This is a genomic window from Pseudomonas sp. RT6P73 (assembly GCF_054897715.1).
In genome coordinates, this window is record NZ_JBUBUV010000002.1 from 5,728,291 (window position 1) to 5,754,536 (window position 26,246).

The 26,246-nt window shown below is 60.2% G+C and carries 26 protein-coding genes and 1 pseudogene; 20 read left to right on the forward strand and 7 right to left on the reverse strand.

Features of this window, described 5'->3' with window-relative positions; translation table 11 throughout:
- Positions 1-89 precede the first annotated feature (89 nt).
- Positions 90-245 (reverse strand): 50S ribosomal protein L33, encoded by a 156-nt coding sequence (gene rpmG / locus ACYZT6_RS26415; protein ID WP_007894709.1) that lies wholly within the window; start codon positions 243-245, stop codon positions 90-92.
- Positions 246-256: 11 nt separating this feature from the next.
- Entirely contained in the window at positions 257-490 is a 234-nt protein-coding gene (gene rpmB / locus ACYZT6_RS26420) for a 50S ribosomal protein L28 (RefSeq protein ID WP_007894701.1), read from the reverse strand.
- A 470-nt stretch (positions 491-960) separates the two neighbouring features.
- Between rpmB and ACYZT6_RS26425 the strand changes: the two genes are divergently transcribed.
- Together ACYZT6_RS26425 and ACYZT6_RS26430 are read left to right on the forward strand one after the other, a co-directional pair.
- A complete protein-coding gene (locus ACYZT6_RS26425) occupies positions 961-2,292 on the forward strand; it encodes an IS4 family transposase (protein WP_462027613.1) in 1,332 nt (443 codons plus the stop codon).
- Between the two features lie 76 nt (positions 2,293-2,368).
- The gene (locus ACYZT6_RS26430; RefSeq protein WP_462029241.1) at positions 2,369-3,955 is read left to right on the forward strand and encodes an ABC transporter substrate-binding protein; all 1,587 of its coding nucleotides are present in this window, start codon (positions 2,369-2,371) and stop codon (positions 3,953-3,955) included.
- A gap of 135 nt (positions 3,956-4,090) precedes the next feature.
- On the opposite strand, the gene radC is transcribed toward ACYZT6_RS26430, so the two are convergent.
- A complete protein-coding gene (gene radC, locus ACYZT6_RS26435; RefSeq protein ID WP_438658597.1) occupies positions 4,091-4,765 on the reverse strand; it encodes a RadC family protein in 675 nt (224 codons plus the stop codon).
- A 137-nt stretch (positions 4,766-4,902) separates the two neighbouring features.
- Between radC and coaBC the strand changes: the two genes are divergently transcribed.
- From coaBC to ACYZT6_RS26460, 5 genes and pseudogenes are all read left to right on the forward strand, one after another.
- A complete protein-coding gene (gene coaBC, locus ACYZT6_RS26440) occupies positions 4,903-6,111 on the forward strand; it encodes a bifunctional phosphopantothenoylcysteine decarboxylase/phosphopantothenate--cysteine ligase CoaBC (protein ID WP_077748581.1) in 1,209 nt (402 codons plus the stop codon).
- A gap of 5 nt (positions 6,112-6,116) precedes the next feature.
- Positions 6,117-6,572 (forward strand): dUTP diphosphatase, encoded by a 456-nt coding sequence (gene dut, locus ACYZT6_RS26445; protein WP_462029242.1) that lies wholly within the window; start codon positions 6,117-6,119, stop codon positions 6,570-6,572.
- Between the two features lie 360 nt (positions 6,573-6,932).
- Positions 6,933-8,336: pseudogene (locus tag ACYZT6_RS26450) on the forward strand (phosphomannomutase/phosphoglucomutase); the annotation flags it as partial.
- A gap of 39 nt (positions 8,337-8,375) precedes the next feature.
- On the forward strand, positions 8,376-9,281 hold the full coding sequence (gene argB / locus ACYZT6_RS26455) for an acetylglutamate kinase (protein WP_008007602.1): 906 nt from the start codon (positions 8,376-8,378) through the stop codon (positions 9,279-9,281).
- Between the two features lie 188 nt (positions 9,282-9,469).
- Positions 9,470-9,673 carry a hypothetical protein gene (locus tag ACYZT6_RS26460; RefSeq protein WP_461989018.1) on the forward strand — a complete coding sequence of 68 codons (204 nt, stop codon included), beginning with the start codon at positions 9,470-9,472 and terminating at the stop codon, positions 9,671-9,673.
- Positions 9,674-9,737: 64 nt separating this feature from the next.
- Here ACYZT6_RS26460 and pyrE read toward each other — a convergent pair whose 3' ends face one another.
- Positions 9,738-10,382 (reverse strand): orotate phosphoribosyltransferase, encoded by a 645-nt coding sequence (pyrE, locus tag ACYZT6_RS26465; RefSeq protein ID WP_462029243.1) that lies wholly within the window; start codon positions 10,380-10,382, stop codon positions 9,738-9,740.
- Positions 10,383-10,464: 82 nt separating this feature from the next.
- On the opposite strand from pyrE, the gene ACYZT6_RS26470 reads away from it, so the two are divergent.
- A complete protein-coding gene (locus tag ACYZT6_RS26470; RefSeq protein WP_007934608.1) occupies positions 10,465-11,244 on the forward strand; it encodes an exodeoxyribonuclease III in 780 nt (259 codons plus the stop codon).
- A 187-nt stretch (positions 11,245-11,431) separates the two neighbouring features.
- On the opposite strand, the gene ACYZT6_RS26475 is transcribed toward ACYZT6_RS26470, so the two are convergent.
- A complete protein-coding gene (locus ACYZT6_RS26475; RefSeq protein ID WP_462029244.1) occupies positions 11,432-11,800 on the reverse strand; it encodes a DUF4870 domain-containing protein in 369 nt (122 codons plus the stop codon).
- Between the two features lie 27 nt (positions 11,801-11,827).
- Entirely contained in the window at positions 11,828-12,550 is a 723-nt protein-coding gene (rph, locus tag ACYZT6_RS26480) for a ribonuclease PH (protein ID WP_010465211.1), read from the reverse strand.
- A 280-nt stretch (positions 12,551-12,830) separates the two neighbouring features.
- On the opposite strand from rph, the gene ACYZT6_RS26485 reads away from it, so the two are divergent.
- The 6 genes from ACYZT6_RS26485 to ACYZT6_RS26510 all read left to right on the forward strand — a co-directional run bounded on the left by ACYZT6_RS26485 (position 12,831) and on the right by ACYZT6_RS26510 (position 18,122).
- On the forward strand, positions 12,831-13,694 hold the full coding sequence (locus ACYZT6_RS26485; RefSeq protein WP_008150145.1) for a YicC/YloC family endoribonuclease: 864 nt from the start codon (positions 12,831-12,833) through the stop codon (positions 13,692-13,694).
- A gap of 12 nt (positions 13,695-13,706) precedes the next feature.
- Positions 13,707-14,327, forward strand: coding sequence for a guanylate kinase (gene gmk / locus ACYZT6_RS26490; protein ID WP_462029245.1), 621 nt, complete (start codon positions 13,707-13,709; stop codon positions 14,325-14,327).
- Positions 14,328-14,494: 167 nt separating this feature from the next.
- Entirely contained in the window at positions 14,495-14,758 is a 264-nt protein-coding gene (gene rpoZ / locus ACYZT6_RS26495) for a DNA-directed RNA polymerase subunit omega (RefSeq protein ID WP_007894670.1), read from the forward strand.
- Between the two features lie 57 nt (positions 14,759-14,815).
- Positions 14,816-16,921 carry a bifunctional GTP diphosphokinase/guanosine-3',5'-bis pyrophosphate 3'-pyrophosphohydrolase gene (gene spoT / locus ACYZT6_RS26500; protein WP_403099825.1) on the forward strand — a complete coding sequence of 702 codons (2,106 nt, stop codon included), beginning with the start codon at positions 14,816-14,818 and terminating at the stop codon, positions 16,919-16,921.
- 24 nt (positions 16,922-16,945) lie between these two features.
- Complete coding sequence (locus tag ACYZT6_RS26505) at positions 16,946-17,326, forward strand: RidA family protein (RefSeq protein ID WP_003229509.1); 381 nt, start codon at positions 16,946-16,948, stop codon at positions 17,324-17,326.
- A gap of 55 nt (positions 17,327-17,381) precedes the next feature.
- A complete protein-coding gene (locus ACYZT6_RS26510; protein WP_462029246.1) occupies positions 17,382-18,122 on the forward strand; it encodes a hypothetical protein in 741 nt (246 codons plus the stop codon).
- 140 nt (positions 18,123-18,262) lie between these two features.
- Here ACYZT6_RS26510 and ACYZT6_RS26515 read toward each other — a convergent pair whose 3' ends face one another.
- Complete coding sequence (locus ACYZT6_RS26515; RefSeq protein WP_462029247.1) at positions 18,263-19,120, reverse strand: SDR family oxidoreductase; 858 nt, start codon at positions 19,118-19,120, stop codon at positions 18,263-18,265.
- 189 nt (positions 19,121-19,309) lie between these two features.
- On the opposite strand from ACYZT6_RS26515, the gene exbB reads away from it, so the two are divergent.
- The 6 genes from exbB to ACYZT6_RS26545 all read left to right on the forward strand — a co-directional run bounded on the left by exbB (position 19,310) and on the right by ACYZT6_RS26545 (position 26,231).
- Complete coding sequence (gene exbB, locus ACYZT6_RS26520; RefSeq protein ID WP_462029248.1) at positions 19,310-20,278, forward strand: tonB-system energizer ExbB; 969 nt, start codon at positions 19,310-19,312, stop codon at positions 20,276-20,278.
- Positions 20,279-20,284: 6 nt separating this feature from the next.
- Positions 20,285-20,713: a TonB system transport protein ExbD gene (gene exbD / locus ACYZT6_RS26525; RefSeq protein ID WP_462029249.1), complete on the forward strand. Its 429-nt coding sequence runs from the start codon at positions 20,285-20,287 to the stop codon at positions 20,711-20,713.
- Positions 20,710-21,459 carry an energy transducer TonB family protein gene (locus ACYZT6_RS26530; RefSeq protein WP_462029250.1) on the forward strand — a complete coding sequence of 250 codons (750 nt, stop codon included), beginning with the start codon at positions 20,710-20,712 and terminating at the stop codon, positions 21,457-21,459. The genes exbD and ACYZT6_RS26530 overlap by 4 nt, the downstream gene beginning before the upstream one ends.
- A 278-nt stretch (positions 21,460-21,737) precedes the next feature.
- Complete coding sequence (locus ACYZT6_RS26535) at positions 21,738-22,667, forward strand: LysR substrate-binding domain-containing protein (RefSeq protein WP_462029251.1); 930 nt, start codon at positions 21,738-21,740, stop codon at positions 22,665-22,667.
- A gap of 9 nt (positions 22,668-22,676) precedes the next feature.
- A complete protein-coding gene (gene recG, locus ACYZT6_RS26540) occupies positions 22,677-24,752 on the forward strand; it encodes an ATP-dependent DNA helicase RecG (RefSeq protein ID WP_462029252.1) in 2,076 nt (691 codons plus the stop codon).
- Positions 24,753-24,830: 78 nt separating this feature from the next.
- Positions 24,831-26,231, forward strand: a complete 1,401-nt coding sequence (locus ACYZT6_RS26545) for an aminoacyl-tRNA deacylase and HDOD domain-containing protein (protein ID WP_131060674.1) — start codon at positions 24,831-24,833, stop codon at positions 26,229-26,231.
- The last annotated feature ends 15 nt before the right edge of the window (positions 26,232-26,246 follow it).

Consider the following 26,246-nt stretch of genomic DNA (forward strand, 5'->3'; position numbering starts at 1 on the left):
GCGTACTGACAGGCAACGCACAACCCGCAGGCAACAAAAAAGGCCCGTATCTCGCGATACGGGCCTTTTTCGTAAGAGGGAAAAATCAATTACTTGATTTTGCCTTCTTTGTAGATCACGTGCTTGCGAACAACCGGATCAAATTTCTTGATCTCGATTTTGTCCGGGGTAGTACGCTTGTTCTTGTCGGTAGTGTAGAAGTGACCAGTACCGGCGCTCGAAATCAAACGAATCAATTCACGCATGATTAGCTCCCTTAGATCTTGCCGGCTTTGCGGATTTCGGCCAGCACGACAGTGATGCCACGCTTGTCGATGATACGCATGCCTTTGGCAGATACGCGCAGACGCACGAAACGTTTCTCTTCTTCAACCCAGAAGCGGTGATGCTGCAGGTTCGGCAGGAAACGACGACGGGTTTTGTTGTTTGCGTGGGAAATGTTATTCCCAGTCACCGGACCCTTACCGGTAACTTGACATACTCTCGACATGCCTCAGCCCTCTAAAACCACATGCCCAACCCGGCATGGGTTGGCCGCTTAATCTCTCAGTCATTTGGCGCCAGGCGCCGCGTTTCTTTAGAGGTCTTACCGGCTACACCTACAGTGAAGGAACCGGGCCCCTAGAAAAGAGCGCTGCTTTATACCAGAAAGACTGAAGAGCAACAACATTCCGTGTGCACGGACTTGATAAAAACCCCGTTTTTCGGGCTGCGAGCGCCTTGGATAAAGGCTGTCATCGATAGAGACCGCTCGTCGCAGAGAATCGGCCAACCGACCGATTCCGGGTTTTCCTCGGCCCGCATCACCGAAAACAAGCGCACATAGTCCCCTTAAAATGAAAAAGGGGATAGTCATTTGCAAAAGAGCCCACTAGGGTATAATGCTGTTCACTTAAGTATTTGAGTCCAAGCCGGGCTTATCCGAAAATCCGATGCCAGACCTCTGGCATCGGATTTTTTATGTCTGTTCAACAAGATCTGCTCGACCTCGGCGACCTTTTCAACTTCTGCGACCTGAGCACCTTCACCCAAAACATTCCCATCGAGTGGGTAGCGTCTGCGCTGGATCTTTCCAGTCAGGCGACCATTCGCCGACGTCGCCTGCCCGCTGACCAAGTGCTCTGGTTGGTACTCGGCATGGCCTTGTTTCGTGACGAGCCGGTTCATGAGGTGGCCAGACGATTGAACATCTGCGCTCAAGGCCTGGCCACCGACCACTTGTTGGCCCGCAGTGGTGTGACCGAGGCGCGCAAGCGACTCGGTGCCGATCCTGTTGAGTGGTTATTCCGCAAGACCGGGACCCAATGGGGCGCGGAGCGCTATGACGATGATACCTGGCATGATCTGCAGGTATTCGCGGTGGACGGTGCACTTTTGCGTACTCCGGATACGCCCGAGCTTCGAGATCACTTCGGGTCGGGAAACACTCCAAGCGACCGCCAGACGCCGTTTCCGATGCTGCGCTTGGTGGCCCTGATGAATGTGCGTTCGCACGTGATCATGGATGCTCAATTGAGCCCTTATCGACGCAGTGAAATGCGCTTGGCCGACGAATTTTTGCAGCAGATACCCGACCACTCGGTGACGCTGTTCGACAAAGGTTTTTGGGGTGCCGAGCTGCTGTCGAGCCTGAGCGGAGCAGGCATCAACCGTCATTGGTTGATCCCGGCAAAAAAGGGACTGGTCTGCGAGGAAGTGGCCCGTTACAGCCAGCACGACAGGTTAGTGCGTATGAAAGTCTCACCGCAGGCCAGAAAGCGAAACCCGGTTCTTCCAACGCACTGGGAAGTACGCGAAGTCAGTTATGAAATCAAAGGCAAGGTGAAGACCGTCATGACGTCGTTGCCGGCCAAGACCTACAACACTCAAGCCGTTGCCAAACTTTACCAAGAGCGTTGGGAAATCGAATTGGGCTTCAGGGACATCAAGAGTTCGATGCAACAGAACGCAATGACCTTGCGCAGCAAAAAAGTCGAGCTGATCTATCAGGAAGTGTGGGGGCTATTGCTGGCTTATAACGTGATTCGTCGAGAGGCCAGTCAGGCGGCGGTGGCGTTTGGCCGACCACCCTCGGACATCCGTTTCAAACCCGTTTGTCAGTACATCGCCGTGCAACTGATCGTGATGGCGGCGGCTAATCCGATTTCAGCCACAGGAAGACGCTTGGCTGAGTTGAGAGCAGGGATAGGAGGATTGTTTCTGGATCACCGCCCAAGGCCTTCGAGACCAAGGACGGTGAAAATTTCGAAAACCCGATTTCCAGTGGACCGTAAGGCTGCTCCGCTTAAGTGAACAGCATTACCACTAGGGTAAGCCTTTTCCAGACTGCACTTGCAGATGGGCCTTCGATCTGTAAAGGAATCCGACCATGCGCCTCGCTGCCCTACCGCTGCTGCTCGCCCCTCTTCTGCTGAGCCCATTGGCCTATGCCGCCGCGCTGAGCGTCTGCACCGAGGCAAGTCCCGAAGGGTTCGACGTGGTGCAATACAACTCGCTGACCACCACCAATGCCTCGGCTGACGTGCTAATGAACCGCTTGGTGGACTTCGATACCGCCAGCGGCAAAGTGGTCGCCAGCCTTGCGGACAGCTGGGAAGTCACGCCCGATGGCCTGACGTACGTGTTCAAACTGCACCCGCAGGTGAAATTTCACCGCACCGAGTACTTCAGCCCGACGCGCGAGCTGACCGCCGAAGACGTGAAATTCAGCTTCGACCGCATGCTAGACCCGGCGAACCCTTGGCACAAGGTCGCCCAGAGCGGCTTCCCGCACGCCCAGTCGATGCAGTTGCCGGCGCTGATCAAGAAGATCGACGCACTGGACCCGTTGACCGTGCGTTTCACCCTCGATCACCCGGACTCGACCTTTCTCGCGACCCTGAGCATGGGCTTTGCCTCGATCTATTCCGCCGAATACGCCGACAAACTGCTGAAGGCCGGCACGCCCGAGAAGCTCAACAGCCAGCCGATCGGCAGCGGCCCATTCGTCTTCACGCGCTTCCAGAAAGATGCCTCGATTCGCTACAAGGCCAACCCGGATTACTTCCGTGGCAAGCCTTCGGTGGACCCGCTGATCTTCGCTATCACGCCGGATGCCAACGTGCGCTTGCAGAAACTGCGCCGCAACGAGTGCCAGATCGCCCTGTCGCCCAAACCGCTGGATGTACAGGCCGCGCTGAAAGAGCCGACCCTGAAAGTGGAAAAGACTGACGCCTTCATGACCGCGTTCGTCGGCATCAACAGCCAACATCCGCCGCTGGACAAGCCTGAGGTGCGCCAGGCGATCAACCTCGCGCTCGATAAGGCCAACTACGTCAAGGCCGTATTCGAAGACACCGCCGAACCCGCCAATGGCCCGTACCCGCCGAACACCTGGAGCTACGCCAAAGGCTTGCCGGGTTATCCGCACGACGTCGAGAAGGCCAAGGCACTCATGGCGAAGGCCGGGCTCAAGGACGGTTTCCAGACCACCATCTGGACCCGACCTTCCGGCAGCCTGCTGAACCCGAACCCGAGCCTCAGCGCGCAAATGCTGCAATCCGACCTCGCGGAAATCGGCATCCAGGCCGAAATCCGCGTGATCGAATGGGGCGAGTTGATCCGCCGCGCCAAGGCCGGTGAGCACGACTTGCTGTTCATGGGCTGGGCTGGCGACAACGGCGACCCGGACAACTTCCTCACGCCGCAGTTTTCCTGCGCCGCGGTCAAATCCGGCACCAACTTCGCCCGTTACTGCAACCAGGAACTGGACAAGCTGATCAGCGCCGGCAAGACCACCGGTGAGCAAGGTGTGCGCACCAAGCTCTACGAACAGGCCCAGGCGCAGATTCAGCAGCAGGCGCTGTGGCTGCCGCTGGCGCACCCGACAGCCTTTGCGCTGACGCGCAAGGACGTCGAGGGTTACTCAGTCAGCCCGTTTGGTCGCCAGGATTACTCGAAGGTCAATCTCAAGTAATCAGCCCCGCCACACTTCCCTGTGGGAGCGGGCTTGCCCGCGATTAGGCCGGCACATTCAACAAAGATGCTGAATGTGCTGACGCCATCGCGGGCAAGCCCGCTCCCACAGGGTCACCGCTTAGCCTTCCCTCGCTTACATCCACCCATACTCAGCCATCGACAGCGGATCGCCGTCGCCGATGATGAAGTGGTCGAGCACCCGCACATCAACCAGGTCCAATGCCTCTTGCAGGCGCTTGGTCAGCATTCGATCGGCCTGACTGGGATCAGGATTGCCCGACGGGTGGTTATGGCAGAGGATCAAGGCGGCGGCGTTGTGGGCCAATGCGCGCTTGACCACCTGCCGCGGATACACGCTGGTGTTGTCGATGGAGCCGCGAAACAGCACTTCAAACGCCAGCACCCGGTGTTTGGAATCCAGAAACAGGCAGCCGAATACCTCATGCGGTTCGTGACGCAGCATCGACTTGAGATAGTCACGCACCGCCAGCGGGCTCTCCATCACCGAATCACGCCGTAACCGTTCTGCCAGATGCCGCCGGGCCATTTCCAGCACCGCCTGCAACTGCGCGAACTTCGCCGGCCCAAGCCCGAGCTCACCGCTGAAGGTCCGAAGGTCGGCCTCGAGCAACGTGCGCAGGCTGCCGAATTGCTGCAGCAGGTGTCGCGCCAGATCCACCGCGCTTTTGCCGGACACGCCGGTTCGTAGAAAGATGGCCAGTAACTCGGCATCCGAAAGACTCGCCGAACCCTGCTCCAATAACTTCTCCCGCGGCCGCTCCGCCGCCGGCCAATCGCGAATGCTCATAGCACCTCCATGTGTGTTTGGGCGCCGCTGTTCCATAGCGGTCGCTGTGATATCGTAGCCCATCTTTTTTGCGAGCGATTTCACTCCTGGGGAGGGGGTATCGCCACGCAGTCATCAACGAAATGAAAGGCAGACCTATGCAGCGGCTGTATCGGAAACGCATCGTTCTGGGCGTCGGCGGCGGTATTGCTGCCTACAAGAGCGCCGACCTGGTTCGCCGCCTGATCGACCAGGGCGCCGAAGTGCGCGTGGTCATGACCCGTGGCGGCAGCGAGTTCATCACACCGCTGACCATGCAAGCCTTGTCCGGCCACCCGGTTCATCTGGACCTGCTGGACCCGGCGGCTGAAGCTGCCATGGGCCACATCGAGCTGGCCAAGTGGGCTGACATGGTGCTGATCGCCCCGGCGACTGCGGACCTGATCGCCCGTCTGGCCCAGGGCATTGCCGACGACCTGCTGACCACGCTGGTGCTGGCCACCGATGCCGTGGTCGCCGTTGCCCCGGCGATGAATCAGGCCATGTGGCGCGACCCCGCGACACAGGCCAACCTGCAAACCCTCGAAAGTCGCGACATCAAAGCCTTCGGCCCGGCCTCCGGCAGCCAGGCCTGCGGCGACGTCGGCCTGGGCCGCATGCTCGAAGCCGTCGAACTCGCCCAGTGCGCGGCGGACTGCTTCAAACGTCAGGCATTGACCGGCAAACACGTGCTGATCACCGCCGGCCCGACCCAGGAAAACATCGACCCGGTGCGCTACATCACCAACCACAGCTCCGGGAAAATGGGCTTCGCCCTGGCCGAAGCCGCGGTGGAAGCCGGCGCCCGCGTGACGCTGATCACCGGCCCGGTGCACCTGCCGACCCCGGATCGCGTTACCCGCATCGATGTGGTCAGCGCTCGTGACATGCTTGCTGCCTGCGAGGCCGCGATCCCTTGCGACCTGTTCATCGCTTCCGCAGCGGTCGCGGATTACCGCCCGGAAGTCGTCGCCCCACAGAAACTCAAGAAAGACCCTACGAACGGCGACGGCTTGTTGCTACAGATGGTGCGCAACCCGGACATTCTGGCCACCATTGCCACTCGCCCCGACCGTCCGTTCAGTGTCGGTTTCGCCGCCGAAACCGAACACCTGCTCGATTACGCTGCGCGCAAGTTGAAAGACAAGAACCTCGATCTGATCGTCGCCAACGACGTCGCCAACCCGAGCATTGGCTTCAACAGCGAAGAAAACGCCTGCAGCGTGATCGACCGAGAGCTGCACGCCACACTTTTCGCCCAGACCAGCAAGAGCAAAATCGCTCGCCAGCTGATCACTTTTATCGCCGAACGTCTGAACCAGGTTTAATTTACATGCACGCTTTGCAAGCCAAGATCCTCGACCCCCGCATCGGTACCGACTTCCCGCTGCCGCAGTACGCCACGCCAGGCTCCGCCGGCCTCGACCTGCGCGCCATGCTGGAAAAAGACACCGTGATCAAGCCGGGTGAAACCGTGCTGATCCCGACCGGCCTGTCCGTCTACATTGGCGATCCAGGCCTGGCGGCGCTGATTCTGCCGCGCTCCGGCCTGGGCCATAAACACGGCATCGTGCTGGGCAATCTGGTCGGTTTGATCGACTCCGATTACCAGGGTCCGCTGATGGTTTCGTGCTGGAACCGTGGCCAGACCGACTTCAACATGGTGGTCGGTGAGCGCTTGGCTCAACTCGTACTGGTGCCGGTGGTTCAAGCGCATTTCGAGATGGTCGAAGAGTTCGTTGAAACCGAGCGCGGCGCTGGTGGTTTCGGGCATTCCGGCAGCCATTGATCGGATAGATGACAACCTTGTGGTGAGGGGGCTTGTGGGGCGAGGGAGCTTGCTCCCGCTTGAGTGCGTAGCACTAACAAAAATCGGTAATGACTGACAGGTTTTTGGGGCCGCTTCGCAGCCCAGCGGGAGCAAGCTCCCTCGCCACAGGTACGGGGGCTGCTAAAATTTGCACAAAGCTCAGCTGGAAGTTTTACCGCCGAAAATCAAGGCATTGACCGATCTTTACCTCGCAAACGCAGGTGGCATGGCCTTTACACACCACGAACTCTCAGTGGAAAACGCCGTCATACCCTTCAGTTTGCGCCTGCCGACGAGTTCTTCGCCCACAGGTCCAGCCACCTTCAAGATGGAGCATTTCCAGTAATGAGCAGCCCAGCCCAAGTCGCACCCAAGTTCCCCGACAGCATCTTCCGCGCCTATGACATTCGCGGCACCGTCCCGGAATTCCTGAACGCTGAGACCGCTTATTGGCTCGGTCGCGCCATCGGCGCCCAGAGCCTGGCCCAGGACGAACCGAATGTTTCCGTTGGCCGCGACGGTCGACTCTCTGGCCCGGAACTGGTCGAACAATTGATCAAAGGCCTGGCCGACAGCGGTTGCCACGTCAGCGACGTCGGCCTGGTGCCAACCCCGGCGCTGTACTACGCCGCCAACGTACTGGCTGGCAAATCGGGCGTGATGCTCACCGGCAGCCACAACCCGTCGAACTACAACGGTTTCAAGATCGTCATCGCTGGCGACACCCTGGCCAACGAACAGATCCAGGCCCTGCACGACCGCCTCAAGACCAACAACCTGAGCAGCGGCAAGGGCAGCGTCACCCAGGTCGAGATCCTTGATCGCTACAACACCGAAATCGTCCAGGACATCAAACTGGCTCGTCGCCTTAAAGTCGTGGTCGACTGCGGCAACGGCGCGGCCGGCGTGATTGCTCCGCAACTGATCGAAGCGTTGAACTGCGAAGTCATCCCGCTGTTCTGCGACGTCGACGGCAACTTCCCGAACCACCACCCGGATCCGGGCAAGCCTGAAAACCTCGTCGACCTGATCGCCAAGGTCAAGGAAACCAACGCCGACCTCGGCCTGGCCTTCGACGGCGACGGCGACCGTGTCGGCGTAGTGACCAACACCGGCAGCATCGTCTATCCGGACCGCCTGCTGATGCTGTTCGCCCGCGACGTACTGGCGCGTAACGCTGACGCGGAGATCATCTTCGACGTCAAATGCACCCGCCGCCTGACACCGCTGATCAAGGAATATGGCGGTCGTCCGCTAATGTGGAAGACCGGTCACTCGTTGATCAAAAAGAAAATGAAACAAACCGGCGCCCTGTTGGCCGGCGAAATGAGCGGGCACATCTTCTTCAAGGAGCGCTGGTTCGGTTTTGACGACGGCATTTACAGCGCCGCGCGTCTGCTGGAGATCCTCAGCAAGGAAAAATCCACCGCGGAAGAGCTGTTCGCGACCTTCCCGAACGATATTTCTACGCCGGAAATCAATATCCATGTGACCGAAGAGAGCAAATTCAGCATCATTGATGCACTGCACGACGCGAAATGGGGCGAAGGCGCCAACCTGACCACCATTGACGGCGTGCGAGTCGACTACGCCAAAGGCTGGGGCCTGGTGCGCGCGTCCAACACCACACCGGTGCTGGTGCTGCGCTTCGAGGCTGATGACGAGGCGGAATTGCAGCGCATCAAGGACGTGTTCAAAGTCCAGTTGAAGCGTGTTGCACCTGATCTCCAACTACCGTTTTGATTTATTGAAGCGCCTTTTATCGAAGTGCCGGAGCCCTGAATGACCCTCGAACGCGAAGCCGCCGCCAACACCGCCAAGGTCCTGTCCGAAGCGTTGCCTTACATTCGCCGCTATGTCGGCAAGACGCTGGTGATCAAATACGGCGGCAACGCGATGGAAAGCGAGGAGCTGAAAACCGGCTTCGCCCGCGACATCGTGCTGATGAAAGCTGTCGGCATCAACCCGGTGGTGGTTCACGGCGGCGGCCCGCAAATCGGCGACCTGCTCAAGCGTCTGTCTATCGAGAGCCACTTCATCGATGGCATGCGCGTGACTGATGCGCAAACCATGGACGTGGTGGAAATGGTCCTCGGCGGCCAGGTCAACAAGGACATCGTCAACCTGATCAACCGTCATGGCGGCAGCGCCATTGGCCTGACCGGTAAAGACGCCGAGCTGATTCGTGCGAAGAAACTGACCGTGACCCGTCAGACGCCGGAAATGACCCAACCGGAAATCATCGACATCGGCCAGGTGGGCGAAGTGGTCGGCATCAACACCGACCTGCTGAACCTGCTGGTCAAAGGTGATTTCATCCCGGTCATCGCGCCCATCGGCGTTGGCGCCAACGGCGAGTCGTACAACATCAATGCTGACCTGGTGGCCGGTAAAGTGGCCGAAGCACTGAAAGCTGAAAAGCTGATGTTGCTGACCAACATCGCCGGCCTGATGGACAAGTCGGGCACCGTCCTCACTGGCCTGACCACCCAGCAAGTCGACGACCTGATCGCTGACGGCACCATCTACGGCGGCATGCTGCCGAAGATCCGTTGCGCGCTGGAAGCGGTTCAGGGCGGCGTCGGCAGTTCGTTGATCATCGATGGCCGGGTTCCGAATGCGATTCTGCTGGAAATCTTCACCGATACCGGTGTGGGTACTTTGATCAGCAATCGCAAGCGTCACTGATTCAAGAACGGCAAAAGATCGCAGCCTTCGCCGGCACCTACGGATGTACGAATATTCTGTAGGCGCTGACGAAGTCTGCGATCTTTTTTTGTGCGCAGGAAATGCCTTACCTGACTCAGCGAAACGTCTGACATCGCGAAGGAATCAATCTGCATAGGATCTTCCCTGCATCTAAAGGAGATTTACCCATGCAGAAAAAACACGTTCCCTACGGCAGTGACGTTTCTGCGGGCAGCTATGCCTGCGCAGACTGCGGCCATAAATATTCCAACCAGTCGAAGACTTCGCTTCCGCCCTGCCCGAATTACCAGCCGAGTACTCATTCGCTTAAAGGCTGGAACATTCTGTCAGGACGGGGCGATGCTGTCCGCGACCCCTACCCGACCAAATAGCGATCCCATTGGAGTCTGAAACGGCCCCAAAGCAAAAAGGCCCTGTTTTAACAGGGCCTTTTCTTTAGACGCCGAACTGCGCCCGATAGGCTTCAACAGCTGGCAGGTGCTGCTTGAGCTGCGGATCATCCGCCAGGAATTCCAGCACCTGATTCAGCGAAACAATGCTGACCACCGGAATGCCGAAATCACGCTCCACTTCCTGGATCGCCGACAACTCGCCGTTGCCACGCTCCTGACGGTTCAGCGCAATCAGCACGCCCGCAGCCTTGGCGCCGTCCTGGGAAGCGATGATCTGCATCACTTCACGTATGGCGGTGCCGGCGGTGATCACGTCGTCGATGATCAGCACTTCGCCGGTCAACGGCGCGCCGACGAGACTGCCGCCTTCGCCGTGAGCCTTGGCCTCTTTGCGGTTGAAACACCACGGCAGGTCACGCTCGTGATGTTCGGCCAGGGCCACAGCGGTGGTCGCCGCCAACGGGATGCCTTTGTACGCAGGGCCAAACAGTACGTCGAAGGAAATACCGCTCTCGACGATGGCTGCCGCGTAGAAACGACCCAGTTCCGCCAGGGCCGAACCCGAGTTGAACAGGCCGGCATTGAAGAAGTAAGGACTGGTGCGCCCGGACTTCAGGGTGAACTCGCCAAAGCGCAAAACGCCGCGATCAATGGCAAAACGAATGAAATCGCGCTGATACGTTTGCATGAAAAAAACCCCAAATACCACGGATTTAGCTAATTAGGTTGACGCCGTGTATCATACACGCACGCGATTTTTGGGGCCATTTATGCGGATCATCAGTGTGAACGTCAATGGTATTCAGGCTGCAGTGGAGCGAGGTTTGCTCAGTTGGCTGCAAGCACAGAATGCCGACGTCATCTGCCTGCAGGACACCCGCGCCTCCGCCTTTGAACTGGACGATCCAGCCTTCCAACTGGATGGCTACTTCCTTTATGCCTGCGAAGCCGAAGTTCCCGCCCAGGGTGGCGTGGCTTTGTATTCGCGGTTGCAACCGAAGGCAGTCATCAGCGGTCTCGGCTTCGAGACGGCCGACCGCTACGGGCGCTACCTGCAAGCCGATTTCGACAAGGTCAGCATCGCGACCTTGCTGCTCCCTTCGGGGCAGAACGGCGATGAAGACTTGAACCAGAAGTTCAAGCTAATGGACGACTTCGCCCGTTATCTGGATAAACAGCGACGCAAACGTCGCGAGTACATTTATTGTGGCTCGCTGTACGTGGCGCAACAGAAGCTGGATATCAAGAACTGGCGCGACAGCCAGCAATCCCCGGGCTTCCTGGCACCTGAACGTGCCTGGATGGACGAGATTGTCGGAAACATGGGCTATGTTGATGCCCTGCGTGAAGTCAGCCGTGAAGGCGACCAGTACAGCTGGTGGCCGGACAACGAACAGGCTGAGATGCTCAACCTCGGTTGGCGTTTCGACTACCAGTTGCTGACCCCTGGCCTGCGCCGCTTTGTTCGCAGCGCACGCCTGCCACGCCAGCCACGGTTCTCGCAACACGCACCGCTGATCGTGGACTACGACTGGACGCTGACCATCTAAGCGTTTTTTCGCAGACGCAAAAAAGCCGACATCGCTGTCGGCTTTTTTGTGGGCAATGACTCGACCCTGTAGGAGCGAGGCTTGCCCGCGAAAGCGATTTAACAGTCGACATTTATGCCGGATGTGACGGCCTCTTCGCGGTCAAGTCGGATCGCCGCACCGCTCGCTCCTACAGGGGACGCGGTGTTTATTTAATCAACCGCCACGTGAACGGATACCGATACGGCACCCCTTCATTGGCTTTGACACCGGCAATGATCGTCAACACCAGCGCACCAATCGCCACCAGACCAAACATGAAGAACCCGATGATCACCACCATCAGCAGGAAGCAGATGGCGGAGGCAATGGCGACGGTGATCTGAAAGTTCAGCGCCTCCTTGCCCTGAGCATCGACAAACGGGTCCATCTCGCGCTTCATCTGCCAGAGGATCAGCGGGCCGATCAGAGTTCCGAACGGAATCCAGATCCCCAGCAAGGCGGACAAGTGACAAAACATTGCCCACTGCCGAACATCTTTGCTCGGGATGGGAAGTAGCTGCTGCTCGTCGCTCATGGTGTCCTCCTTGCGTGGAACATCCGATCAGTCGGCCAGTGCGGCCTTTTGCAGTTCGAAGATCTCGGTCATGCCTTTCTTCGCCAGTTCCAGCATAGCGTTCAGCTCTTCCGGCTGGAACGGTGCGCCTTCGGCAGTGCCCTGGACTTCGATGAAGCCGCCAGTGCTGGTCATTACCACGTTCAGGTCAGTCTCGGCAGCCGAGTCTTCCAGGTAGTCGAGGTCGAGCACAGGCTCGCCCTGGTACATGCCCACCGAAACGGCAGCGATCATTTGCTTGAGCGGGTCGCCGCCTTTCAGGCCACCGCGCTTCTTGATCACTTTCAAGGCATCGACCAGTGCAACCATGGCGCCGGTGATGGACGCGGTGCGGGTGCCACCGTCAGCCTGGATCACGTCGCAGTCGACGTACAGGGTGACGTCGCCCAGCTTGGACATGTCCAGCGAAGCACGCAGGGAACGACCGATCAGACGCTGGATTTCCAGGGTGCGACCGCCTTGTTTGCCACGGCTCGCTTCACGCTGGTTACGCTCGCCGGTGGCGCGCGGCAGCATGCCGTATTCGGCGGTCAACCAGCCCTGGCCCTGACCCTTGAGGAAGCGTGGCACGCCGTTCTCGACGCTGACGGTGCAGATGACTTTGGTATCACCGAACTCGACCAGCACAGACCCCTCGGCGTGTTTGGTGTAGTTGCGGGTAATGCGGATCGAGCGGAGCTGATCGGCAGCGCGACCACTTGGACGTTTCATAGGGAATACCTGTACGGGGGACGGAAAACTGCCGAGCATTATAGAGCCGCGCGCCGAGACTGGGCACTTCTAAAAAATCCGCCCGACGATTGAAGGCTCTGACTAGAGCGTAGAACAGCGCTTTACCGACGGCCTGCAGCCCTTTGTCACACCGTGTGTTTGGGCGCATCCGCCCCACTGCGCTACAATCCTGCGCCTTTGCTGCCTGTCGGCTTTAATTCACAGATATCGGGTCTCGCGAAACCTTTGGTAACGCAAACCTGAATTGCGAGGTACCTCCATGGTGCACAGCATGACCGCCTTCGCCCGCGTTGAGAAAGCTGGCGCCCAAGGCACCCTGAGCTGGGAATTGCGCTCGGTCAACAGCCGCTACCTGGAACCCCATCTGCGCCTGCCAGAGTCGTTTCGCGACCTCGAAGGTGCGGTCCGCGAAGCGCTACGCCAGGGAATCTCCCGGGGCAAGCTCGAATGCACCCTGCGCTTCACCGAAGAAAACACCGACAAACCCCTGCAAGTGGATCGTGAGCGCGCCGCGCAATTGGTCGCTGCCGCCGAAACCATCGCCGGCCTGATCAAAAACCCGGCCGCGCTGAATCCACTGGAAGTCCTGGCCTGGCCCGGCGTGCTGGTGGGCGACGCCACCGATCCGCAAGCCCTGAATGCCGAAGCACTGGCGCTGTTCAATGAAGGCCTGAAAGAACTCAAGGCCGGCCGCGAGCGCGAAGGCGCGGAGCTGGCCCGGTTGATCAATGATCGCCTGACCTCCATTGAAGAAGACGTGGTGACCCTGCGTGAACTGGTCCCGCAGATGCTTGCCACTCAGCGCCAGAAAGTCCTCGACCGCTTTGCCGACATGAAAGCCGAAATGGACCCGCAGCGGCTGGAACAGGAAATGGTCATGCTCGCTCAAAAGAGCGACGTCGCCGAAGAACTGGATCGCCTGAGCACTCACATCATTGAAGTTCGCCGGGTGCTCAAATCCGGCGGCGCTGCCGGTCGGCGCCTGGACTTCCTGATGCAGGAGCTCAACCGCGAAGCCAACACACTGGGCTCCAAAGCCTTCGACCCGCGCAGCACCCAGGCTGCGGTCAACCTCAAAGTGTTGATCGAGCAGATGCGCGAACAAGTGCAGAATATTGAGTAAGGCACACCCCACATGACCCACAGCACCGGCACCCTGTACATCATTTCCGCCCCTTCGGGCGCGGGCAAGAGCAGCCTGGTCAAGGCCCTGACCGACGCTGACCAAGAGATCCGCGTCTCGGTCTCCCACACCACCCGCGCCATGCGCCCCGGTGAAGTGAACGGCGTGAACTACAACTTCGTGTCGCGCGAAGAGTTCGTGAAGATGATCGAACACGGAGATTTCCTTGAGCGCGCCGAAGTGTTCGGCAACCTCTACGGCACCTCGCAAAGCCACCTGCAGCAGACTCTGGACGAAGGCCACGACCTGATTCTGGAAATCGACTGGCAGGGTGCCGAGCAAGTGCGCAAGTTGATGCCCCAGGCCCGCTCGATCTTCATTCTGCCGCCGTCGCTGCAAGCCTTGCATCAGCGCCTGAACAATCGAGGCCAGGACAGCGATGAGGTCATCGAAGGCCGGATGCGCGAAGCCGTCAGCGAAATGAGCCACTACGTCGACTACGACTACCTGATCATCAACGACGATTTCGCCCACGCGCTAAAGGATTTGCAGGCGATTTTCCGTGCCAATCAGCTGCATCAGAAGCGTCAGCAGCAGCGTAACGGAAAACTTTTGGCTGAATTGCTGTGCTAAACAGCACTTCCCAAAACCGTTGCAAGGGCTTTACATTGGCACTTGCAGCGCGTTGAAGGGCTTGGTCAAAAAATCAGCGCTTCCCTAATCGCTGGTGATTTTTTAAACTGTTGAGTCCGCTCGCCCACCCGGGCAGCGCGCATATTGCATTCGCTCCGAGGAATACCATGGCCCGCGTAACCGTTGAAGACTGCCTGAACCACGTGGAAAACCGTTTTGAACTGGTCATGCTGTCCACCAAGCGTGCCCGTCAACTGGCCACCGGCGGCAAAGAGCCACTGGTTCAGTGGGAAAACGACAAGCCTACCGTTGTAGCCTTGCGTGAAATCGCTGAAGGCCTGATGAGCTACGAGTTCATCGCCAATGCTGAAATCGTCGAAGACGAACCGCTGTTCGCAGCGTTCGAGGACGAGTCCAACGAGGCCGTCTAAGCCTATGCCTGGTCGACGTAGCACGGCGCGGGGTCACAGCGAACGGCAGGAGTCATCATGCCGAGCATAGACGCCCTCGCCGATCGCTTATCGACCTACCTCGGCAAGGACCAGGTCAATCTGGTCCGCCGAGCGTACTTCTACGCCGAACAAGCCCACGACGGCCAACGCCGCCGCAGCGGTGAGGCGTACGTCACGCACCCACTCGCGGTGGCGAATATTCTTGCCGACATGCACATGGACCATCAGAGCCTGATGGCTGCGATGCTGCATGACGTGATCGAAGACACCGGTATTGCCAAGGAAGCGCTGCAAGCGCAGTTCGGCGAAACCGTGGCCGAACTGGTCGACGGGGTCAGCAAACTGACCCAGATGAACTTCGAGACCAAAGCCGAAGCCCAGGCCGAAAACTTCCAGAAAATGGCCATGGCCATGGCGCGCGACATTCGCGTGATCCTGGTCAAACTGGCCGACCGCCTGCACAACATGCGCACGCTGGAAGTCCTGTCCGGTGAAAAACGCCGACGGATCGCCAAGGAAACCCTGGAAATCTATGCGCCCATCGCCAACCGGCTGGGCATGCACGCCATCCGCATAGAATTCGAAGACCTCGGCTTCAAGGCGATGCACCCGATGCGTTCTGCGCGAATCAACCAGGCGGTCAAACGCGCCCGGGGCAACCGCAAGGAAATCGTCAACAAGATCGAAGAATCACTCAGCCACTGCCTGGCCATCGATGGCATCCAGGGCGAGGTCAGCGGTCGTCAGAAACACCTCTACGGCATCTACAAGAAAATGCGCGGCAAGCGTCGGGCCTTCAACGAGATCATGGACGTCTATGCGTTCCGGATCATCGTCGACAAGGTCGATACCTGCTACCGCGTGTTGGGTGCTGTGCATAATTTGTACAAACCGTTGCCGGGTCGTTTCAAGGATTACATTGCGATCCCCAAGGCCAACGGCTATCAGTCGTTGCACACCACGCTGTTCGGCATGCACGGTGTCCCGATCGAGATCCAGATCCGCACCCGTGAAATGGAAGAGATGGCCAACAACGGCATCGCGGCCCATTGGCTGTACAAATCCAGCGGTGACGAACAGCCAAAAGGCACTCACGCTCGTGCGCGCCAGTGGGTCAAAGGCGTGCTGGAAATGCAGCAACGGGCCGGCAACTCGCTGGAATTCATCGAGAGCGTGAAGATCGACCTGTTCCCAGACGAGGTCTACGTGTTCACGCCCAAAGGCCGGATCATGGAGCTGCCCAAGGGCTCCACGGCGGTCGATTTCGCTTACGCGGTGCACACCGACGTGGGCAACAGTTGCATCGCCTGCCGGATCAATCGTCGCCTCGCACCGCTGTCCGAACCGCTGCAAAGCGGCTCCACGGTCGAGATCGTCAGCGCTCCCGGCGCGCGGCCAAACCCGGCGTGGCTCAACTTCGTGGTCACCGGCAAGGCGCGGACCCACATTCGCCACGCGCTGAAACTGCAGCGCCGTTCCGAATCCATCAGCCTCGGCGAACGCCTGCTGAACAAAGTGCTCAACGGTTTCGACAGCTCGCTGGAAAAAGTAGCGGCCGACCGCGTCAAGGCGATGCTCGCCGAATACCGTCTCGAACTGATCGAAGACTTGCTGGAAGACATCGGGCTGGGCAATCGCATGGCCTACGTGGTCGCACGCCGCCTGCTCGGCGAAGGCGAACAGTTGCCAAGTCCGGAAGGCCCGCTGGCAATTCGCGGCACCGAAGGCCTGGTCCTCAGCTACGCCAAGTGCTGCACGCCGATCCCGGGCGACCCGATTGTCGGTCACTTGTCTGCCGGCAAAGGCATGGTCGTGCACCTGGACAACTGCCGCAACATCAGCGAAATCCGCCACAACCCGGAAAAATGCATCCAGCTCTCCTGGGCCAAGGATGTGACCGGCGAATTCAACGTCGAGCTGCGCGTCGAACTGGAACACCAGCGTGGCCTGATCGCCCTGCTGGCCAGCAGCGTCAATGCGGCCGACGGCAATATCGAGAAAATCAGCATGGACGAACGCGATGGTCGCATCAGCGTGGTCCAACTGGTGGTCAGCGTGCACGACCGCGTGCATCTGGCCCGCGTGATCAAGAAACTTCGCGCACTGACCGGGGTGATTCGCATCACCCGCATGCGTGCCTAAGCCACCTATTACCAGGAGTCATTCATGACCAAGACTGTTATCACCAGCGACAAGGCCCCGGCCGCCATCGGTACTTACTCCCAGGCGATCAAGGCTGGCAACACCGTTTACATGTCGGGTCAGATTCCTCTGGACCCAAAAACCATGGAACTGGTTGAAGGCTTCGAAGCCCAGACCGTCCAAGTGTTCGAGAACCTCAAAGCCGTAGCCGAAGCGGCTGGCGGTTCGTTCAAGGACATCGTCAAACTGAACATCTTCCTCACCGACCTGAGCCACTTCGCCAAGGTCAACGAGATCATGGGCAAGTACTTTGACCAGCCATACCCTGCCCGCGCCGCCATCGGCGTGGCCGCCCTGCCAAAGGGTTCGCAGGTTGAAATGGATGCCATTCTGGTCATCGAGTAATACATCCGGCGCAGCCCCAAGGGTTGCGCCGATTTCGTCTTGAAAGGATTCCACCATGCGCCATGCGCTAGCTCTCTCGCTGGTCGCCCTTCTCTTGGGCGGTTGTGCCAGCAACCCTGCCGATCGTGACATCAGTGGCACCTGGATCAATCAGGTGGCGATCGACGCTGCGTCCAAAGGCGGCCCCCTGCGCGAAGCGCTCCAGGCTTATGGCCCGAACCTGGAATGGGACGTCAACACCAAGGCCGCTCAGGCCCGCTACACCAACGGTTTTGAAAATGTCGAAGGCAAGCTGCTGGGCGAAGAGTCCGGCGCCTGGAAAGTCGACTTTTATGGCAGCTCCGCCAGCGAGCTGAAGCGTGACGGCAAGCAACTGAGCCAGGCCGCCAGCGAAAACGAGCCGGAGCAGGTCTTTGACCGTGCGCTGATTCCGGTGCCGGACGGCGCACCGATCGGCGCGAGCTTCGAACGCGCGCTGTACACCGCCTACATGGGCGGCAGCTGGAAAATCGTCAACGGTCCGGGCGAAGGCAATACCGTGCAATTCCAGGCCGATGGCCAGGTTGCCGGCCTTCCGGGTGCCGACCGTTACGCCCTGTGCCTGGCGGGCGATTGCGCGTCGATGAGCGGCGGCAATGACAACATGTGGCTGCAAGTGAACGGCCAGGGCAATACCTGGATCTTTGCGCGCAAGGGCAAGGAACTGGAGATTGTGCAGGCTGTGAACACGGCGCAGGCGGACGAGATGCCTCAGTTCACGCCGGGTGAGCGCAAGTGGTTGCTGGAAAAGCAGTGACCCGATCTTAGCCACAACGAAGATCCAATGTGGGAGCGAGCCTGCTCGCGATGAGGCCGTAACATTCAACATCATAGTTGATTGTTTCACTGCCATCGCGAGCAGGCTCGCTCCCACATTTGGTTTGGGGTGTATGGAAGTCAGCAGCGACCTTCGAGGATCGCGGCGTAGCCTTCGCGATAGGTTGGGTACTTCGGCGCCCAACCCAATGCCTTCGCCCGGGCATTGCTGCACTGCTTGCTGCCCGTACGCCGTACGCTCGCGTCTTCAGCCCATTCAGTCACACCCAGATACTCACGCATCCAGCCCACCACTTCGGCCAGCGGCGCAGGCGCGTCGTCCACACCGATATAAACGTCATCCAGCGCCACACCGCGCCGATCCGCCTCAAGCAGAAACGCCATCAGTCCCGCCGCGTCATCGGCGTGGATGCGGTTGCCATACAGCGGCGGGTCAACCGCCACGCGATAGCCGCGACGCACCTGAGTCAGCAGCCATTCGCGGCCCGGGCCGTAAATGCCGGTCAGGCGCACAATGCTCGCCGGGATGCCGCTTTGCAGTGCCACTTGCTCAGCCTCCAGCATCAATCGACCCGAATAGCCTTCAGCAATGGTCGGCGAAGTCTCATCGACCCACTCGCCATTCTGCTGGCCATACACACTGCTGCTGGAAACAAACAGCAGTCGATCGGGCACCTGCCCATAGTCGCCCAGCCACTCAAGCACATGCTGCAAACCCTGGACATAAGCCGCGCGGTAACCGGCTTCATCGTGATCGGTGGCGGCCGCGCAATACACCAGGTAATCCACCGCACCGACCGGCCACGTCTGCGGGCAGTCTTCATTGAACAAGTCGCCGGCAACGCCAATGACCCCCTCGGGCAGGCGCGAGATGTCACGCCTCAGGCCATGAACCTCCCACCCGGAGGCCACCAATTGCGTGGCCAGGCGACTGCCGACATCACCACAGCCGGCGATCAAAACAGAAGGCGCAGACATCAGAAAACTCCCATCAGAAAGGCACAGACTAGCGCCGGCACAGGACGAGCGGCTAGCAATGAAGGAAAAAAAGATACTCTATTACTTCTGTTAACAAGAATTACTTGCAATAATGCACGCCACTTTTGTTCTCGGCCTTACGAGGCCTGGAAGAACATTTACCCTATTTTTCTCTCAGGTCCGGCCAGCATGACACGCAATCAATTCCCCGCTTCGCCAACCAAACGACCTCGCGCCTGGAGCGCCGTGGCCGCCCTGCTGCTCAGCCTGATGCTGGCACCGACCGCCGCTTTCGCTGACGCACAAACACCCGCCACTCCGGCTGCCGCCGCTGCTCCAGCCCCGGCTGATCATGCCGCCCCTGCCGTAGCGCCAGCCGCAACCGACCCGGCCCAGGCAGTAGACGCCGAAGACGTTCCAGAAGTCCTCGAAGCCGACAACACCCTGGGCATGGCCCACGACCTGTCGCCTTGGGGCATGTACCAGAACGCCGATATTATCGTGAAAATCGTGATGATCGGTCTGGCCATCGCCTCGATCATCACCTGGACCATCTGGATCGCCAAGGGCTTCGAGCTGATGGGCGCCAAGCGTCGTCTGCGCACCGAAATCGTCCACCTGAAAAAAGCCACCACACTTAAAGAAGCCAGCGCCTCCGCCACCAAGCAAGGCACTCTCGCCAACCTTTTGGTGCATGACGCCCTGGAAGAAATGCGCCTGTCGGTCAACAGCCGCGAGAAAGAAGGCATCAAGGAACGTGTTGCCTTCCGTCTCGAGCGTCTGGTGGCTGCCTGCGGTCGCAACATGAGCAGCGGCACCGGCGTCCTCGCCACCATCGGTTCCACCGCGCCGTTCGTGGGCCTGTTCGGCACCGTGTGGGGCATCATGAACAGCTTCATCGGTATCGCCAAAACCCAGACCACCAACCTCGCCGTCGTGGCCCCCGGCATCGCCGAAGCCTTGCTGGCCACCGCGCTGGGTCTGGTTGCCGCGATTCCTGCGGTCGTGATCTACAACGTCTTCGCCCGCTCCATCGCCGGTTACAAGGCGCAAGTGTCCGATGCCTCGGCTGAAGTCCTGCTGCTGGTCAGCCGTGACCTCGATCACCTGCCGACCACCGAGCGCTCCGCGCAACCCCACATGGTCAAAGTAGGGTAATCAGCCATGGGCTTGCATTTGAGAGAAGGCGCAGACGACGATCTGGCCGAGAACCACGAAATCAACGTCACGCCGTTCATCGACGTGATGCTGGTGCTGTTGATCATCTTCATGGTGGCGGCTCCGCTGGCCACCGTGGACATCAAGGTCGACCTGCCCGCCTCCAGCGCCAAACCGGCGCCAAGGCCGGAGAAACCGGTGTTCCTCAGCGTAAAGGCTGACCAACGCCTGTTCCTCGGCGAAGACGAAGTGACGGCCGCCACGCTCGGCGCCACGCTCGACGCCAAAACCCAAGGCAAGAAAGACACGACGATCTTCTTCCAGGCCGATAAAGGCGTGGATTACGGCGACCTGATGAGCGTGATGGACAACCTGCGCTCCGCCGGTTACCTGAAGGTCGGTCTGGTCGGGCTCGAGACGGCAGTCAAGAAATGATCACGACGCGCCATAAGCTGACGCGTTATAGCGGGAGCCTGGCCGTGGTGCTGGGCGTCCATGCGCTGGCCATTGCGCTGGCGATGAACTGGAACGCGCGCCCACCCATCGAGCTGCCTCCGCAGGCGATGATGGTCGAGTTGGCACCGGTTCCGGCCCCGCCACCGCCGGCACCACCGAAGGTGATAACGCCGCCACAACCACCGGCCCCGGTGGAAGAACTGCCGATCCCGAAATTGGCTGAAGTGCCGAAGGCCGAAATCGTCGTACCGAAACCGGTCAAGCCCAAGCCCAAGCCTCAACCGCCCAAGCCTGTGGAGAAAAAGCCGGAGCCGCCGAAGGAGAAGCCGTCCGAAGAAAAACCGAGCGACGCGCAACCGACTCAGGCACCGACGGAGAAATCCGCACAACCGGCACCGGGCCCGTCGCCAGCGCAACAGGCTGCCAAAGCCAGTTGGGAAGGCACCTTGCTCGCGCACTTGGGCAAGTACAAAAAGTACCCGGCGAGTGCGCAGAATCGGGGCAAGGAAGGCACCAACCGTCTGCGTTTCGTCGTTGATGCCGAAGGTAATGTGCTGTCGTTCGAACTGGTGGGCCGCTCCGGCACTGCCGATCTGGACCGGGCCACCCTGGAAATGATCCGCCGCGCCCAACCGCTGCCCAAGCCACCGGCCGATATGCTGACCAATGGCACCATCGAAATCACGGCGCCTTTTCTCTACTCCCTGGAAAAACGCCGCCGCTAATACGTAATAAATACCCTGTGGGAGCGGGCTTGCCCGCGATGAGGCAGTAACATCCAACATCTTTGTTGACCGTTACACCGCTATCGCGGGCAAGCCCGCTCCCACAAGGTTATCTGCCAGCCGGAAGACTCCGCCATAAAGGCACCAAAAGGTGCCTTTTACGTATCTGCCTGCGGCAAACCGGCATTACCCAGTGTCACTCAGCACACTCAGTCTGATAACGTGCGTCTATCGATTGCAGCCGGTATGCTTGGCTCGCAACTTCATGGACGCTTGCTATGACTCTTACAGAATTACGCTACATCGTTACCCTCGCCCAAGAGCAGCATTTCGGCCACGCGGCCGAGCGTTGCCATGTCAGCCAACCGACCCTGTCGGTGGGCGTGAAAAAGCTTGAAGACGAACTCGGTGTGCTGATTTTCGAGCGCAGCAAGAGTGCCGTGCGCCTGACCCCGGTCGGTGAAGGCATCGTTGCCCAGGCACAGAAAGTCCTGGAACAGGCCCAAGGCATTCGCGAACTGGCCCAGGCCGGCAAGAACCAGCTGACCGCTCCGCTGAAAGTCGGCGCGATCTACACCGTCGGCCCATATCTTTTTCCGCACCTGATCCCACAACTGCACCGGGTCGCCCCGCAGATGCCGTTGTACATCGAAGAAAACTTCACCCACGTGCTGCGGGACAAACTGCGCAACGGCGAGCTCGACGCGATCATCATCGCCCTGCCGTTCAACGAAGCCGACGTCCTGACCCTGCAGCTCTACGACGAGCCGTTCTACGTCCTGATGCCAGCCCAGCACCCGTGGACGCAAAAAGAATCCATCGACGCCAGCCTGCTCAACGACAAGAGCCTGCTGCTGCTCGGCGAAGGCCACTGCTTCCGCGATCAAGTGCTGGAAGCCTGCCCGACCCTGACCAAAGGCAATGACGGCGCCAAGCACACCACGGTGGAATCCAGCTCCCTGGAAACCATCCGCCACATGGTCGCGTCCGGCCTCGGCATCTCGATCCTGCCGCTGTCGGCAGTCGACAGCCATCACTACGCCCCCGGCGTGATCGAAGTGCGCCCACTGTCGCCGCCGGTGCCGTTCCGCACCGTGGCCATCGCCTGGCGAGCAAGCTTCCCGCGTCCGAAAGCAATCGAGATCCTCGCTGACTCCATTCGCCTGTGCTCGGTGGCCAAGCCGCCCGCGCCGGTGGCTGCGGCTTAAGTCGCTGTCATGACCGAGTTGTCGCAAGTGTCGGTAACGGCACTCAAGGGTGTCGGCGAGGCCATGGCCGAGAAACTGGCCAAGGTCGGCCTGGAGAATCTCCAGGACGTGCTGTTCCACCTGCCCCTGCGTTATCAGGACCGCACTCGCGTGGTCCCGATCGGCCATTTGCGACCGGGGCAAGACGCCGTGATCGAAGGCACCGTCAGCGGTGCCGACGTGGTCATGGGCCGGCGCCGCAGTCTCGTCGTGCGTCTGCAGGACGGCACCGGCGGGCTCAGCCTGCGCTTCTACCATTTCAGCAACGCCCAGAAAGAAGGCCTCAAACGCGGCACGCGGATTCGCTGCTACGGCGAAGCGCGGCCCGGTGCCTCGGGGCTGGAAATCTATCACCCGGAATACCGCGCAATCACCGGTGACGAGCCGCCGCCCGTGGATGAAACCCTGACCCCGGTGTACCCGCTCACCGAAGGCCTGACCCAGCAGCGCTTGCGCCAACTGTGCATGCAAACCCTGACGATGCTCGGCCCCACCAGCCTGCCCGACTGGCTGCCGACTGAACTGGCCCGGGACTATCAACTCGCGCCGCTGGCCGATGCAATCCGCTACCTGCATCACCCGCCCGCCGATGCCGACGTCGACGAACTCGCCCTCGGTCATCACTGGGCGCAGCACCGTTTGGCCTTCGAAGAACTGCTGACTCATCAACTGTCCCAACAGCGTTTGCGCGAGAGCATGCGCTCCTTGCGCGCACCGGCAATGCCGAAAGCCACCAGGCTGCCAGCGCAATACCTGGCCAATCTCGGCTTTACGCCAACCGGCGCACAGCAACGGGTCGGCAACGAAATCGCCTACGACCTCAGTCAGCACGAACCGATGCTGCGCCTGATTCAGGGCGACGTCGGCGCGGGTAAAACCGTGGTCGCTGCCCTCGCCGCGCTTCAGGCGCTGGAGGCCGGTTACCAGGTCGCACTGATGGCCCCCACGGAAATCCTCGCCGAGCAGCACTTCATCACCTTCAAGCGCTGGCTCGAACCGCTGGGCATCGAAGTCGCGTGGCTGGCCGGCAAGCTCAAAGGCAAGAACCGCGTGGCGGCGCTGGAGCAGATCGCCAACGGCGCACCGATGGTGGTCGGCACACACGCGCTGTTCCAGGACGAAGTGCAGTTCAAGAACCTCGCGCTGGCGATCATCGACGAACAGCACCGCTTCGGCGTGCAGCAGCGCCTCGCATTGCGGCAGAAAGGCGTCGGCGGGCGGATGTGTCCGCATCAGCTGATCATGACCGCCACGCCGATTCCGCGGACGCTGGCCATGAGCGCCTACGCCGACCTCGACACCTCGATCCTCGACGAACTGCCGCCCGGCCGAACCCCGGTCAACACGGTATTGGTCACCGATACACGGCGCGTCGAAGTCATCGAACGCGTACGCGGCGCCTGTGCCGAAGGGCGTCAGGCCTATTGGGTGTGCACGCTGATCGAAGAGTCGGAAGAGCTGACCTGCCAGGCCGCCGAAACCACTTACGAAGACCTCACCGCAGCGCTCGGCGAGTTAAAAGTCGGCTTGATCCACGGCCGGATGAAGCCCGCCGAAAAAGCCGCCGTCATGGCCGAATTCAAGGTAGGCAACCTGCAACTGCTGGTCGCCACCACCGTGATCGAAGTCGGCGTCGACGTCCCGAACGCCAGCCTGATGATCATCGAAAACCCCGAGCGCCTCGGCCTCGCGCAGCTGCACCAATTGCGCGGCCGTGTCGGTCGAGGCAGCGCCGCCAGCCATTGCGTGCTGCTCTACCATCCGCCGCTGTCACAAATTGGCCGTCAGCGCCTGGGCATCATGCGCGAGACCAACGACGGTTTTGTCATCGCTGAAAAAGACCTTGAACTGCGCGGCCCCGGCGAAATGCTCGGCACGCGCCAGACTGGCTTGCTGCAATTCAAGGTCGCCGATCTGATGCGCGACGCCGACTTGCTGCCCGCCGTGCGCGACGCCGCCCAGGCCTTGCTGGAGCGCTGGCCGGACCATGTCAGCCCATTGCTAGACCGCTGGCTGCGCCATGGGCAGCAATACGGCCAAGTGTGAGCACCGTCGCAGTTTGTGGACGATGCTTTTAAACAAGCTGGTTATACTCCCGCAATTGTTTGAATACGGATACAGACCATGACAGAAGCTGCCCTCGCCCCCGACACCCTGCACGCTCCGTCTGTTATTCGGCTGCTGCTGGGCAAACTGGGCATTGCCTACGAAGAAGTGCTCGATCACCACGGCCTCAACGCCTCGCGCAAAGTGCAGGCTGTGCTGGTGGACGACGCGGTCGGCGCCCTGATGGTGCTGTTCCCGCAAAGCCAGCTGCTGGACCTCAATCGCCTCGCCGAACTGACCGGTCGCCGCCTCACCGCCGTGCCCACCGAGCGCCTGGTGAAAATGCTCGGCAAGCACAACCTGAGCCTGCTGCCCGGCCTGCCGGCGCTGACCAGTTCGCCGTGCCTGTACGAAGAAAGCCTGCTGCGCGTACCGAAGTTGCTGATCAACTCGGGCGAGCCAGGCCTGCTGCTGGAAATCACCAGCGAAGACTTCAAGACCATGCTGACCAAGGCCAGCGCCGCCAACTTCGGCGAGAACCTGACCAGCATCCGCCCGAACCTCGACCGCCCCGACGATGACCGCGAGGAAATCACCCAGGCCGTCCAGGCGTTCACCGCGCGACGCATCCAGCAACGCCTGGAAGCGACCATCGAAATTCCGCCGCTGGCCGAGACCGCGCAGAAAATCATCAAACTGCGCGTCGACCCCAACGCCACCATCGACGACATCACCGGCGTGGTCGAAACCGACCCGGCGCTGGCCGCCCAAGTCGTCAGCTGGGCCGCGTCGCCGTACTACGCGTCGCCGGGCAAGATTCGTTCAGTAGAAGATGCGATTGTGCGTGTGCTGGGTTTCGACCTGGTGATCAATCTCGCGCTGGGCCTGGCCCTGGGCAAAACCCTGAGCCTGCCCAAAGACCACCCGCAACACACCACGCCGTACTGGCAGCAATCGATCTACACCGCCGCCGTCATCGAAGGCCTGACCCGCGCCATGCCCCGCGCCCAGCGCCCGGAAGCCGGCCTGACCTACCTCGCCGGCCTGCTGCACAACTTCGGCTACCTGCTGCTGGCCCACGTCTTCCCGCCGCACTTCTCGCTGATCTGCCGCCACCTGGAGGTCAACCCGCACCTGTGCCACAGCTACGTCGAGCAACACCTGCTCGGCATCAGCCGCGAACAGATCGGCTCCTGGCTGATGCGCTACTGGGACATGCCCGACGAACTCGCCACCGCGCTGCGCTTTCAGCACGATCCGAGCTATGACGGTGCCTACGCTGAATACCCGAACCTCGTCTGCCTGGCGGTGCGATTGTTGCGTAGTCGCGGGATTGGCTCTGGTCCGGATGAAGACATCCCGGATGCCTTGCTGGAGCGCGTCGGACTGACCCGCGATAAGGCCAACGACGTTGTCAGCAAAGTGCTTGAGGCTGAAGTGCTGCTGCGCGAACTCGCTTCGCAATTTAGCCAGGCCTAAAGCACGACGGGCAAG